General features: G+C 38.9%; 10 protein-coding genes. 9 read left to right on the top strand and 1 reads right to left on the bottom strand.

The window, feature by feature from the left end; translation table 11 throughout:
- Positions 1 to 27: 27 nt before the first annotated feature.
- The 5 genes from RMA94_RS00585 to sucD all read left to right on the top strand — a co-directional run bounded on the left by RMA94_RS00585 (position 28) and on the right by sucD (position 7,778).
- The gene (locus tag RMA94_RS00585; protein WP_039763331.1) at positions 28 to 2,868 is read left to right on the top strand and encodes a 2-oxoglutarate dehydrogenase E1 component; all 2,841 of its coding nucleotides are present in this window, start codon (positions 28 to 30) and stop codon (positions 2,866 to 2,868) included.
- On the top strand, positions 2,868 to 4,064 hold the full coding sequence (gene odhB, locus RMA94_RS00580) for a 2-oxoglutarate dehydrogenase complex dihydrolipoyllysine-residue succinyltransferase (protein WP_005064561.1): 1,197 nt from the start codon (positions 2,868 to 2,870) through the stop codon (positions 4,062 to 4,064). Before RMA94_RS00585 ends, odhB begins: the two co-directional genes overlap by 1 nt.
- 61 nt (positions 4,065 to 4,125) lie before the next feature.
- Positions 4,126 to 5,559 carry a dihydrolipoyl dehydrogenase gene (gene lpdA / locus RMA94_RS00575; protein WP_002116053.1) on the top strand — a complete coding sequence of 478 codons (1,434 nt, stop codon included), beginning with the start codon at positions 4,126 to 4,128 and terminating at the stop codon, positions 5,557 to 5,559.
- A 147-nt stretch (positions 5,560 to 5,706) separates the two neighbouring features.
- The gene (gene sucC, locus RMA94_RS00570; protein WP_001048573.1) at positions 5,707 to 6,873 is read left to right on the top strand and encodes an ADP-forming succinate--CoA ligase subunit beta; all 1,167 of its coding nucleotides are present in this window, start codon (positions 5,707 to 5,709) and stop codon (positions 6,871 to 6,873) included.
- A 14-nt stretch (positions 6,874 to 6,887) separates the two neighbouring features.
- Entirely contained in the window at positions 6,888 to 7,778 is an 891-nt protein-coding gene (gene sucD, locus RMA94_RS00565; protein WP_000114637.1) for a succinate--CoA ligase subunit alpha, read from the top strand.
- 411 nt (positions 7,779 to 8,189) lie between these two features.
- Here sucD and trpS read toward each other — a convergent pair whose 3' ends face one another.
- A complete protein-coding gene (gene trpS, locus RMA94_RS00560; protein ID WP_130173317.1) occupies positions 8,190 to 9,203 on the bottom strand; it encodes a tryptophan--tRNA ligase in 1,014 nt (337 codons plus the stop codon).
- Between the two features lie 208 nt (positions 9,204 to 9,411).
- Here trpS and RMA94_RS00555 point away from each other — a divergent pair, with 208 nt between their 5' ends.
- The 4 genes from RMA94_RS00555 to RMA94_RS00540 all read left to right on the top strand — a co-directional run.
- Positions 9,412 to 10,341, top strand: a complete 930-nt coding sequence (locus RMA94_RS00555) for a DUF808 domain-containing protein (RefSeq protein ID WP_005072929.1) — start codon at positions 9,412 to 9,414, stop codon at positions 10,339 to 10,341.
- A gap of 27 nt (positions 10,342 to 10,368) precedes the next feature.
- Positions 10,369 to 11,268, top strand: a complete 900-nt coding sequence (locus tag RMA94_RS00550) for a neutral zinc metallopeptidase (RefSeq protein WP_032056621.1) — start codon at positions 10,369 to 10,371, stop codon at positions 11,266 to 11,268.
- A 236-nt stretch (positions 11,269 to 11,504) separates the two neighbouring features.
- Positions 11,505 to 13,007, top strand: coding sequence for a sodium:proton antiporter (locus RMA94_RS00545; protein WP_002116022.1), 1,503 nt, complete (start codon positions 11,505 to 11,507; stop codon positions 13,005 to 13,007).
- Between the two features lie 455 nt (positions 13,008 to 13,462).
- A partial coding sequence (locus RMA94_RS00540; RefSeq protein WP_311081439.1) for a BapA/Bap/LapF family prefix-like domain-containing protein occupies positions 13,463 to 14,136 on the top strand: 674 nt, incomplete at its 3' end.

Here is a 14,136-nt window from a genome sequence, read left to right as displayed (position 1 = left end):
TTTTTGCAATAGGAAATGGGTCCACAAATGCAAGAAGTTGCTGACGCATTGCGTCTTGACACTGAACTTTCCGCTGATAGTGCAGCGTATATTGAAGAACTTTACGAGCAGTACCTGACTTCCCCAACCTCTGTAGCTGAGGACTGGCGCCAATATTTCGATAAATATCCAAAGGGTGACCAACCACACAGCGCTGTGCGTGAGCAATTCCTATTACTAGGACGTAATGCTAACCGTGTTCAACCTGTTGTACAAAGTACTGTAAGTACTGAGCATGAGCGTCGTCAAATTGGCGTTTTACAACTTATTGCTGCTTATCGTAATCGCGGACATCAAAAAGCTAAATTAGATCCATTAGGTCTTGCTAAGCGTGAAGAGATTCCAGATTTAGATCTTTCAGCTCACGGTTTAACCAAATCAGATTTAGACACTGTATTTAATACCGGCAATCTTGAAATCGGCAAAAGCGAAGCAACGCTTGCTGAAATGATTGAAGCAATGGAAGCAATCTATTGTGGTTCGATCGGTGTTGAATACATGCATATCGTGGACACAAAAGAAAAACGTTGGATTCAACAACGTCTTGAAAGTGCCCGTGGTAAATTCAATTACACAAATGATCAAAAGAAAGGCTTCTTAGAGCGTTTAACTGCTGCTGAAGGTCTTGAAAAATATCTTGGTAATAAATACGTTGGTGCTAAACGCTTTGGTGTTGAGGGCGGCGAATCATTTATTCCTATGGTAAACGAGATTATTCAGCGTGCTGGTGCTGTAGGTTGTAAAGAAGTTGTTATCGGTATGCCACACCGTGGCCGTTTAAACCTTCTTGTGAATATTATGGGTAAAAACCCTGCGGACTTATTTGGTGAGTTCGAAGGTAAATCAATTCATAAAAAAGGTTCTGGCGACGTTAAATACCACCAAGGTTTCTCAAGTAATGTAATGACTCCAGGTGGCGAAGTTCACTTGGCATTAGCATTTAACCCATCTCACTTGGAAATTGTTGGTCCTGTAGTTGAAGGTTCTGTACGTGCACGTCAAGTACGTCGTAGAGACATTGGCGGTGATGACGTTTTACCAGTTATTGTTCATGGTGATGCGGCATTTGCAGGTCAGGGCGTGAATATGGAAACCTTCCAAATGTCACAAACTCGTGGCTATACGGTTGGTGGTACAGTTCATATTATTGTGAACAACCAAGTAGGTTTCACAACTTCTGATCCTCGTGATGCACGTTCTACAGAATACTGTACAGACGTTGCTAAAATGATTCAGGCGCCAATTTTCCATGTAAATGGCGATGATCCTGAAGCTGTTATCTTTGCTACTCAATTAGCACATGATTTCCGCCACGAATTCCGTAAAGATGTTGTTATCGATTTGTTCTGTTATCGTCGTCGTGGCCATAACGAAGCAGATGAGCCATCTGGCACACAACCATTGATGTATCAAGTAATTGCGAAGAAAGCGACTACTCGTACACTTTATGCTGATCAACTTGTTCAAGAGAAAGTACTTGATCGTGCTGAAGCAGACCAAATGGTTGAAGATTACCGTTCTGATTTAGAAGCGGGTAATCATGTAGCAAATGCATTGATTCTTGAACCAAATACCAAAATGTTTGTTGATTGGACGCCATATTTGGGCCATGACTACACAGACGATTGGGATACTTCATTTGATTTAAATCGCTTAAAAGAATTAGGCGAGGGCATGAGCAAACTGCCTGAAGGGTTTGTAATGCAGCGTCAGGTTCAAAAAGTAATTGAAGACCGCGTAAAAATGCAAACTGGTGAAACTCCTTTAAACTGGGGTGCAGCAGAAACTTTAGCTTATGCAACTTTATTAGATGAAGATTATCTAGTTCGTATTACTGGTGAAGACGTGGGTCGTGGTACCTTCTCACACCGTCATGCGAAATTGCATAACCAAGCTGATGGTTCAACTTACATTCCACTTTGTCATGTGAAAGAGAACCAACCGCGTTTTGCGATTTACGACTCTCTTTTATCTGAAGAAGCAGTTCTTGCATTCGAATATGGTTACGCAACTACAATTCCTAAGAGCTTGATTATTTGGGAAGCACAATTTGGTGACTTCGTAAACTGTGCTCAAGTTGTGATTGACCAGTTTATTGCTTCTGGTGAGACTAAGTGGGAACGTGTTTGTGGTTTAACAATGTTGTTACCACACGGTTTCGAAGGTCAAGGCCCAGAACACTCATCAGCTCGTTTAGAACGTTTCTTACAGTTATGTGCTGAAGACAACATGCAAGTGATCACTCCAACGACACCTGCGCAGATTTTCCATGCATTACGTCGTCAAGCTGTACGCCCAATTCGTAAGCCATTGATTGTAATGTCACCGAAATCTTTACTTCGTCATAAACTTGCTACTTCTACTTTAGAAGAGCTTGCGAATGGTTCATTCCAAACTGTAATTGACGAAATTGATCAAATTAACAAGTCAGATGTAACTCGTCTTGTACTTTGTGGCGGTAAAGTTTATTACGACTTACTTGAAAAACGTCGTGAACAAAACTTAACTAATGTCGCAATTGTACGTATTGAACAGTTGTATCCATATCCAGAGCAACGTCTTGCGGAAATCTTGGCTGCATATCCAAACGTGAAAGAACTTGTTTGGGCACAAGAAGAGCCGAAGAACCAAGGCGCATGGTTATTTATCGCACCGCGTTTATATGACGATATCTTAAAATCTGGCAAACAAATCCGTATCAGTTTTGCAGGTCGTGAAGCTTCTGCTGCACCAGCTTGTGGCTCACCGTACTTGCATGCAAAACAACAAGCTCAGCTAATTAATGATGCATTGGCAATCGAAGCTGAACAATCAGGAGATTCTCAATAATGGCAACCGAAATTAAAGCACCGGTATTCCCAGAGTCTGTTGCAGATGGAACCATCGCAACTTGGCACAAAAAGGTGGGTGAACCTGTATCACGTGATGAAGTAATCTGTGATATTGAAACCGACAAAGTTGTTTTAGAAGTTGTTGCTCCTGCTGATGGTAGCTTAGTTGCAATCATTAAAGATGAAGGCGATACAGTTCTTTCTGACGAAGTTATTGCTCAATTTGAAGCTGGTGCTGGTGCAGCAGCGGCTGCTCCTGCAGCAGTAGAGCAAGCAGTTGCTCAAACTCAAGCTGGTGCAGCGCCTGTTGTTGAGCGTACAGAAACTGTATCTGATCAAGCTCCTGCAGTTCGTAAAGCATTAACTGAATCTGGTATTGCTGCTGCTGACGTACAAGGTACTGGTCGTGGTGGTCGTATCACTAAAGAAGATGTTGCAAACCATCAAGCTAAACCAGCTGCTAACGTTACTCCTTTAAGTGTAGCTGTTGGTGAGCGTATCGAAAAACGCGTTCCAATGACTCGCTTACGTAAGCGTGTAGCTGAGCGTCTTCTTGCTGCAACTCAAGAAACTGCAATGTTAACTACATTCAACGAAGTTAACATGAAGCCAATCATGGAATTGCGTAAGCAATATAAAGATGCTTTTGAAAAACGTCATGGCGCTCGTTTAGGCTTCATGTCATTCTTCGTTAAAGCAGCAACTGAAGCGCTTAAACGCTACCCAGCTGTAAACGCTTCAATTGATGGCGACGATATCGTTTATCACGGTTACTATGACATCGGTGTTGCAGTATCTTCTGATCGCGGTCTTGTTGTACCAGTATTACGTGATACTGATCGTATGAGCTATGCAGAAGTTGAATCTGGTATTGGTGCATATGCTGCTAAAGCACGTGATGGTAAATTATCTATCGAAGAAATGACTGGTGGTACTTTCACAATTACTAATGGTGGTACTTTCGGTTCATTACTTTCAACTCCAATTTTGAATCAGCCACAAACTGGTATTTTGGGTATGCACAAAATCCAAGAGCGCCCTATGGCTGTAAATGGTCAAGTTGAAATCTTGCCAATGATGTATTTAGCACTTTCTTATGACCACCGTATGATCGATGGTAAAGAAGCTGTAGGTTTCTTGGTAGCAATCAAAGAATTGTTAGAAGAGCCAGCTAAACTCATCCTTGATCTTTAATTTCTTCGAATAATATTACCGAGGTAGAGTGATCCTCTATCTCGGACCATGGAGATAAACAATGTCTCAACAATTTGATCTTGTTGTTATTGGCGGTGGTCCTGGTGGTTATGAAGCTGCAATTCGCGCTGCTCAACTAGGTTTTAAAGTCGCTTGTATCGAAAAACGTATTCACAACGGTAAGCCATCTTTAGGTGGTACATGCTTAAACGTAGGTTGTATTCCTTCTAAAGCATTACTTGACTCTTCTCACCGTTACGAAGATACAGTACATCACTTAGCTGATCACGGTATCACTACAGGTGAAGTGAATTTTGATCTTGCTAAGCTTCTTGCTCGTAAAGACAAAATTGTTGACCAATTAACTGGTGGTATCGATCAATTGCTTAAAGGCAATGGCATTGAATGGTTAAAAGGTACTGGTAAATTACTTGCTGGTAAAAAAGTTGAGTTCGTTTCTCATGAAGGTGAAACTCAAGTTTTAGAACCTAAATACGTTATTCTTGCGTCTGGTTCTGTGCCTGTAAATATTCCAGTAGCTCCTGTAGATCAAGATATTATTGTTGATTCAACTGGTGCATTGAACTTCCCAGAAGTACCTAAACGTTTAGGTGTAATTGGTGCAGGTGTAATCGGTTTAGAGCTTGGTTCTGTTTGGCGTCGTCTTGGTGCTGAAGTTGTTGTTTTTGAAGCAATGGATGCATTCTTACCAATGGCTGATAAAGCTTTGGCAAAAGACTACCAAAAACTTTTAACTAAGCAAGGTCTTGATATTCGTATCGGTGCTAAAGTTTCTGGTACTGAAATTAATGGTCGTGAAGTGACTGTTAAATACACTCAAGGCGGCGAAGAAAAAACTCAGACTTTTGACAAATTAATCGTTTGTGTAGGCCGTAAAGCTTATGCAGAAGGTTTATTGGCAGATGATTCAGGCATTAAATTGACTGAACGCGGTCTAGTTGAAGTAAATGATCACTGTGCAACTTCTGTAGAAGGTGTATATGCGATTGGTGACTTGGTTCGTGGTCCAATGCTTGCTCATAAAGCAATGGAAGAAGGTGTAATGGCTGTTGAACGTATTCACGGTCATGCAGCTCAAGTGAACTATGACACAATCATTTCTGTTATCTATACACATCCGGAAGCGGCATGGGTTGGTTTAACTGAAGAACAAGCTAAAGAAAAAGGTCATGAAGTTAAAACTGGTCAATTCGGTTTTGCTGTAAATGGTCGTGCTTTAGCGGCGGGTGAAGGTGCTGGTTTTGTTAAGTTTGTTGCTGATGCAAAAACTGACCGTTTATTAGGTATGCATGTTATTGGACCTGCTGCATCTGATATCGTACACCAAGGTATGATCGCTCTTGAATTTGTATCTTCTGTTGAAGATCTTCAGTTAATGACATTTGGTCATCCAACATTCTCTGAAGTTGTTCATGAAGCTGCACTTGCTGTAGATGGTCGTGCAATTCACGCGATTCAACGTAAGCGTAAATAAAATAAAGAGCGGTTCTCCGCTCTTTTTCACATTCGATGGTGTGATTAAAAAAGCATCAAGGTGAAAGACGTAGACAGCAATTTGCATATGTAACATGAGAATGTTGCGCAAATTGAAGACAACAAACAAAGTTAAGTAGGTAACTAAATGAACTTACATGAGTATCAAGCTAAAGCGTTATTGAAAGAATATGGTATGCCAGTACAAGAAGGTATCTTGGCTACCAATGCAGACGAAGCAGTTGCTGCATTTGAACAGCTTGGTGGTAAATTCGCGGTAATGAAAGCGCAAGTTCATGCTGGTGGTCGTGGTAAGGCTGGTGGCGTTAAAGTTGCAAAATCTAAAGAAGACGTTATCGAATTTGCAAACAATATCATTGGTACTCGTCTTGTAACGTATCAAACAGATGCAAATGGTCAACCAGTAAACAGCATTATTGTTGCTGAAGACGTATACCCAGTTGAGCGTGAGCTTTACTTAGGTGCGGTTGTAGACCGTTCTAGCCGTCGTATTACTTTCATGGCTTCTACAGAAGGTGGTGTAGAAATCGAGAAAGTTGCAGAAGAAACTCCAGAAAAAATTATCAAAGTTGAAGTTGATCCATTAGTTGGCTTACAACCATTCCAAGCACGTGAAGTTGCGTTTGCTTTAGGTTTGAAAGACAAGCAAATCGGTCAATTTGTAAAAATCATGACAGCTGCTTACCAAGCATTTGTTGAAAATGACTTTGCATTATTTGAAATTAACCCACTTTCAGTTCGTGAAAATGGCGAAATTTTATGTGTTGATGCGAAAGTAGGTATCGACTCTAACGCGCTTTACCGTTTACCTAAAGTTGCTGCTTTACGTGACAAATCTCAAGAGAATGAGCGTGAATTAAAAGCATCTGAATTTGATCTTAACTATGTTGCTTTAGAAGGTAACATCGGTTGTATGGTTAACGGTGCTGGTCTTGCAATGGCAACTATGGACATCATTAAACTTTATGGTGGTCAGCCTGCAAACTTCCTTGACGTTGGTGGCGGTGCAACTAAAGAGCGTGTAATCGAAGCGTTCAAAATCATCCTTGCTGATACATCTGTACAAGGTGTTTTAATCAACATCTTTGGTGGTATCGTACGTTGTGACATGATTGCTGAAGCGATTATTGCAGCGGTTCAAGAAGTAAACGTAACTGTTCCAGTTGTTGTTCGTTTAGAAGGTAACAACGCTGAGTTAGGTGCTAAATTACTTGATGAATCTGGTTTGAAATTAATTTCTGCGAACGGCTTGTCTGATGCCGCAGAAAAAGTTGTAGCTGCAGTTAAAGCGTAAGGGGAGTATCAATCATGAGCGTATTAATTAATAAAGACACTAAAGTATTGGTACAAGGTTTTACTGGTAAAAACGGTACTTTCCACTCTGCACAAGCTTTAGACTACGGTACAAAAGTTGTTGGTGGTGTTACTCCAGGTAAAGGTGGTACTACTCACCTTGACTTACCAGTATTCAACACAATGAAAGAAGCTGTACGTGAAACAAATGCAGATGCATCTGTAATCTATGTACCAGCTCCATTCGTTTTAGACTCAATCGTTGAAGCGGTTGATTCAGGTGTTGGCCTAATCGTTGTGATCACTGAAGGTGTTCCAACAATCGACATGCTTAAAGCAAAACGCTATTTAGAAACTAACGGTAACGGTACTCGTTTAGTTGGTCCTAACTGTCCAGGCGTGATCACTCCGGGCGAATGTAAGATTGGTATTATGCCTGGTCACATTCACCAACCAGGTCGTATTGGTATCATCTCGCGTTCAGGTACATTGACTTATGAAGCTGTTGCTCAAACAACTAAGCTTGGTTTAGGTCAATCTACTTGTATCGGTATCGGTGGTGACCCAATCCCAGGTATGAACCAAATCGAAGCGCTTCAATTGTTCCAAGACGATCCAGATACTGATGCAATCATCATGATCGGTGAGATCGGTGGTACAGCGGAAGAAGAAGCTGCTGAATTCATCAAATCTAACGTGACTAAGCCTGTAGTAGGTTACATTGCTGGTGTAACTGCTCCTAAAGGTAAGCGTATGGGTCACGCTGGTGCGATCATTTCTGGTGGTCAAGGTACTGCTGAAGAGAAATTCGCTGCATTTGAAAAAGCAGGTATGGCTTACACTCGTAGCCCAGCTGAGCTTGGTTCAACTATGTTGCAAGTTTTAAAAGAGAAAGGTTTAGCTTAATCGCTTTACGCTGAATCTTAAAAAGCACCGCATCTGAAAAATGATGCGGTGTTTTTTTATTTATTAAAGAAAAATAAGAGTTTTTATAAGTATAGCTAATTCATAAATAAAATTTTTAGGCAAAAAAAATACGCAATGATTGGGGTGATCATTGCGTAGAACAACGAATCTGTAAAAACAGTTTCGGTTTAAGGAGAAATGTCGTGAGGCTCATATGATGTAACCTACATAGAGGATAATAGATAAAGTTAAGATATTCTTCATCGCTATTAGCGTTAATAAGTGTTACTTCACGTTAATAGGGTAAAAGCCTGTGAATGGCTGTCAATACATTAGTAATTCTAAAAAATGAATATTATTGAATCTAATAAATAAAAAAAGCCCCGAAGGGCTTTTAGTTTTCAAAAAGGATTAAAATTTAAATAAACCTAAACCATCTTTAACTTCGTCTAAAGTCTGTTGAGTAATAAGACGGCACTTATCTGTACCTTGACGTAAAACATCCATAATATAGTCAGGATCTTTAGCAAGTTCTTCACGACGTTCACGAATAGGTGTAATTAACTCTTTTAAGACACTTTCAAGACGTTTTTTAACCGTACCATCACCAAGACCACCGCGACGATAGTGTGCTTTTAATTCTTCAACTTCTTCTTTATTTGGATCAAATGCATCTAAATAAGTAAATACAATATTGCCTTCAACTTGACCTGGATCTTCAATACGAAGGTGATTTGGATCAGTGTACATCGCATTAACAGCTTTTTTAATGTCTTTATCAGAAGCATTTAAAACGATGGTATTGCCTAATGATTTAGACATTTTCGCTTTACCATCAAAACCAGGTAGACGTGCCATATTAGAAAGCAAAGCTTTACATTCAGGCAAAAGATCTTGACCGATTTGGCGATTTACTCGACGTACAATTTCATTGGTTTGTTCAATCATTGGAATCTGATCTTCACCTACTGGAACCACAGTTGCTTTGAAAGCAGTAATATCAGCCGCTTGTGCAACAGGGTAGCAGAGGAAACCAGCTGGAATGTCACGCTCAAAACCACGCATTTGAATTTCAGATTTAATGGTGGGGTTACGTTCTAAACGCGCTACTGTCACAAAGTTAAGATAGAGCATTGTGAGTTCATTGAGTGCTGGTAAGCAAGATTGAACACAAATGGTGGTTTTTGTTGGATCAATGCCTACAGCTAAATAATCTAGAGCAACTTCTAAAATATTACGGCGAACTTTATCTGGATTATCTGCATTATCTGTTAGTGCTTGTGCATCTGCTAATAAGAGATGTTGATGATGGCTATCCTGTAAACCTACACGAGAACGCAAAGAACCGACAAAATGCCCAAGGTGAAGTTGTCCGGTTGGGCGGTCGCCTGTCAAAATAATTGGACGCTGATCAACATTACTCATTATTTATTCCACTATCGTATTGGCTTAATCAGGGGTAGTAAGCCCTGTAATATAAAAGATTGGCATTATTGTACGGGAAATAAATTTTTTTCGTCAGCGATTGGGGAAACTTTTCTTAAAATAATATTGTGAATTTATTCAGTAAAATTACAGAAATTCAAAAAAATCATCTTACAATAGCCTTAATAAATACAAACTTGGATAAGAAATGGCGAGTGGCTTACTTTTATTACTAGATGATATAGCAACAATTTTAGATGATGTTGCTTTAATGAGCAAAATGGCAGCCAAGAAAACTGCCGGAGTTTTAGGTGACGATTTGGCCTTAAATGCTCAGCAAGTAACAGGTGTGCGCGCAGATCGCGAACTACCTATTGTTTGGAAAGTGGCTAAAGGCTCATTTGTTAATAAGCTTATTTTAGTTCCTTTAGCATTGTTAATTAGTGTGATTGCACCTTGGCTTATTAACCCGCTATTAATGCTCGGGGGGTTATTTTTATGTTATGAGGGAGTAGAGAAAGTTCTTCATACCATTATGCATAAAAAAGCTTCTACATCAGAGGAAGCAAAAGCAGAGCTTGAAACTGAAGAATTAGACTTAGCAACTTTTGAAAAAGAAAAAATAAAAGGAGCAGTAAGAACTGATTTTATTTTATCGGCTGAGATCGTGGTGATTACGCTTGGTACAGTTGCTACAGCTACTTTAATGACAAAGGTAAGCGTTTTAAGTGTTATTGCTGTTGTGATGACGATTGGCGTTTATGGCCTAGTTGGTATGATTGTTAAGATTGATGATTTGGGATTATATTTAACAGAACAGTCGACCTCATTTAAACAAACTATAGGTCGAGGCCTATTAGCTTTTGCTCCTATTTTGATGAAATTACTTTCAATCGTGGGCACTATTGCAATGTTTTTAGTGGGTGGTGGGATTATTAATCATACGATTCCATTGCTTCATCACTTAACTGAAGACACAGTGGATCATGTGGAAACAATACCAGCAGTGGGTAACATTATTGGTGCTTTAACACCAACATTGATTAACTTTGGAATAGGACTTGTTGCAGGTGCAATTGTTCTATTAATTGTGAGCTTAATACAAAAAATGTGGCCTAAAAAAGCATCGGGTTCATGATGCCATTCTAAAAAGAAGAGGGAAATTATGCGCTGGAAAGGTCGACGAATTAGTAGCAATGTTGAGGACCGTCGAGGTGGTGGCGGTGTTAGAGCTGGCGGTATCAGTATTATTGGTTTGGTTGTTGCATTTGTTGCGTGGAAGTTCTTTGGTGTTGATCCACAACAGGCTTATCAAGCAACGCAGCAAGTTACTGCTTCACAACAATCAAATGCAACTGCGCCAGAAAGTTTAACGGCCGAGCAAAAAGAAGCATCGGATTTTGTTGGAACGGTTTTGGCTGATACGGAAGATACTTGGACTCCTATATTTAAACAGTTAGGTAAAAGTTATACGCCACCTAAATTAGTTTTGTTTAGTGGAATGATTCAGTCAGGATGTGGCACAGCTCAATCTGCTATGGGGCCATTTTATTGTCCGGCAGACCAGAAAGTTTATATCGATACAGAATTCTTTAAAGATATGCGTCAGCAAATGGGAATTTCTGGTGAGCAGAACCAAACTGAACTTTCTAGGGAAGATCAAGCTGGGGATTTCGCACAAGCTTATGTGGTTGCACATGAAGTAGGGCACCATGTTCAAACTTTGCTTGGTATTTCATCGCAAGTACAGCAAGCTCGTGCACAAGTCAGTCAAAGAGAAGGTAATCAATTATCTGTTCGTCAAGAATTACAAGCTGACTGTTTAGCGGGTATTTGGGCGAGTCATAATCAACAGCGAACTCAATTTTTAGAGCAAGGTGACATTGAAGAAGCGATGGATGCCGCTCAAAAAATTGGAGATGATTATTTACAGAAGCGCTCTACGGGTCAGGTTGTTCCAGATAGCTTTACTCATGGTAGTAGTGAACAGCGCATGCACTGGTTTCAGGTTGGTTTAAAAACTGGTGATATTAACCAATGCGATACTTTTAATAATCCAGTTTAAAATTTTATAGGATGAGTCTTGTTAAACATATTTAATAAGCTCATCTTTTTTTCAGATCATAACTATAAATAATGTTAAGAAATTTAACTGATTGATAGATTGTTCTATCAATTCGGTAAACTTGTGTCCTAATTTCTGTTTTTTATGATTATGGCATTGTTTATGTCAGCTTTTTAATGAGTTAGGTCGATTTAGCAAAGTTTTTATTTGGTCGTTGACCCAGAAGAAGGGTATTCATGGGTAATTTTTTTCTATTACAAGCTTTTACAGTGGTTTTTGCATTATCAATAGCAACCACGATCTTTAATAAGCGTATTTTAGGCTTTCCACAGGCGATTGGCGTACCTCTGGTCTCAGCAATTTTTGTCTTTATTCTACAGTGGGGTGCCAGCCTACTAAATGGTAACCAGTTTATTACTATTAACATTCATAATATTGAAGAAGCAGTACGCCATATCGATTTTTATGATTTTTTAATTAATGGTGTTATTTGTTTTATTCTAACTTCTTCTGCACTCAAATTTAAAATTTCAGATCTAAAAAGTTATTGGAAGCAAATTAGTATTCTGGCAACGATTGCTTTAGTACTCTGCGCCGTATTATTTGGCAGTTTACTTTACGGATTCCAATTACTGGTTGGATATCATGTGCCAATTCTGGTGCTATTACTTTTAGGTGCAGCTTTAGGGGCAACAGACCCAATTGGTATTAAAGGTGTACTTAGTTCGATTCGAGCACCACATCATTTAATTGTTAAGCTAGAAGGTGAATCATTATTTAATGATGCAATGTGTATTGCATTGTTTATGACTTTACTTAATGTTTTACAGGGTGAACATTTTTCATTGGTGGCAACATTAGAAGCTCTACTTTATGAAATTGTTGTCGCCGTCGGGATTGGTTGGGCATTTGGGGTAGGGGTGTTGCGTCTATTACGTGGTAAACACGAAATGGAGTCCCTGATTTTAACAACAGCTTTACTTGCAAGTGGAGCATATTTGGTTGCTTTGTTTGCACATGCATCAGCACCGATTGCTTGTGTAATTGGCGGTTTAATTGTTGGAAACAAATGGAAGGAAATACGAGAAGAGCGAGAGATTCAAGAAGTTAATCATTTTTGGCATACAGTAGAAGGAATCATTAACTCATTCTTATTTACTTTAATTGGCTTAGAGTTATTTATTCTTGATCTAAACTTTAGCCTGATTTTAGGCGGTATTGTTGCATTCTTTATTCTTCATATTTCTCGTTTTGCTGCCAACTTTATGGCTTTCGCTTTTTTCCCCACAATGCGTAGAACTAAAAGCTACAACGGTAGTTTGACTATTTTATCTTGGGGTGGGGTACGAGGAGGAATTTCACTTGCATTGATTTTGGCAGTAGCTAATATCCCTGCCTTAAGTCCCTATAGTAGTATCCTGATTGGATATACATTTATTAGTGTATTGTTATCAGGTATTGTGTGCGGCCTAGGCTTACCAGCTGTGATGAATGCTTTTTATTACAACCCTAACGAAGAAACTGAAGGCTTAAAAGGCTTCTATCAAAGGTTATGCCATAAGATGAACCGAAGAGGTTTTCAGTATATTGTGGGGGAGGATGCGCTGGGTAGAGAAACAATCACCGTTTATAATCCAGATATTCTTGTAGACCAAAAAACAGAGGATGGAATTGCAACAATGCATGACCCGAATAAGTTACAAGAAGTAAAAAGATTTGAGAGCCCAGATAATTTCTAAATATAAATAGTTTTAAAATTTATAAGATATTTAAAAATGAGGTTTTAGTGTAATAGTAAAATATTACCTAAAGCCTTTTTTTTCTATATATATCATTAATAATATATTTTATTTTATTAAGATGTTAATAATTGTTATATGAATATTTTAATTAAATGATTTTTCAACAAATGATAAATGGATAAATAATAAATTTGTTTTATATAAAACGTTTAACGTGATTTTTCATTAAATTAACATAAGAAAAACTTAACTAAGACTTATATATAATTTCTATTAATTAAAATTTTTTCTTTAGGTACTTTAGTATTTGTTTTTTTTATTTTAAAGTGTTTAATGTAAAAATGATCACATTACTTAATGTTTTTAAGTTGTAGGTCAAAAACTTAGAAAGATTAAGTAAAAAGAATTATACATAAAATCATTTAAATCAATAATATAAAAGGAATATAGATATGCCTGAAATACAAATTATTGCCAAGGATAGTCACGATACCTTGTCAACAATTAAGGGAACTTCTGCAAAGCTTTCAGAAGCATCGGTCGTATTGGTAAAAGTGGCTGCCAGTGATGTATTGGAAGTGAATAGGGAAGGTACCAATGCAGTTATTCGCCTGAAAAATGGCGAGACTATTGTTATTGAAGGCTTCTTTAGTGGAACAGCTGAGCCTAAAGATAACAGTCTTGTTTTTCAAGATGAAAATGGACAGTTGATTTGGGCAAAATTCAAAGATGCTGAAAATGATGCGGACGCCGATGCTGATGCGGACGCTGATGCAGACAGTGATGTTGAACCACAAGCACTTGTAGCTGAAGATTTACCTGCTGCTTTACCAGCAGAAGCACCACAAGAGTTGGTGTCTGACGTTATTTACCAACCTATTTCTTCAATTGAACCATTACTTTATCACGATGCGGGTGTAAACCCATGGTTGTGGGCAGCTATTCCTTTAGTTGCTGGCGGTATTATCGCTGCAGCATCGAATAGTGATAATAATGATGACTCAACACCAATAGATAATACACCGCCGGCTACACCTGCAGTGCCGAGTGGCTATCTGGACAATGTTGGCGCTGATCAAGGGATCAAGGGGTCAGGAAGCAGTACAGATGACACGACACCAGGTGT

Source organism: Acinetobacter sp. V115_6, from assembly GCF_031799025.1.
GTDB lineage: Bacteria > Pseudomonadota > Gammaproteobacteria > Pseudomonadales > Moraxellaceae > Acinetobacter > Acinetobacter pittii.
Note: the sequence above shows the minus strand (reverse complement) of the source record. Positions and strands in the feature narration are given on the sequence as shown.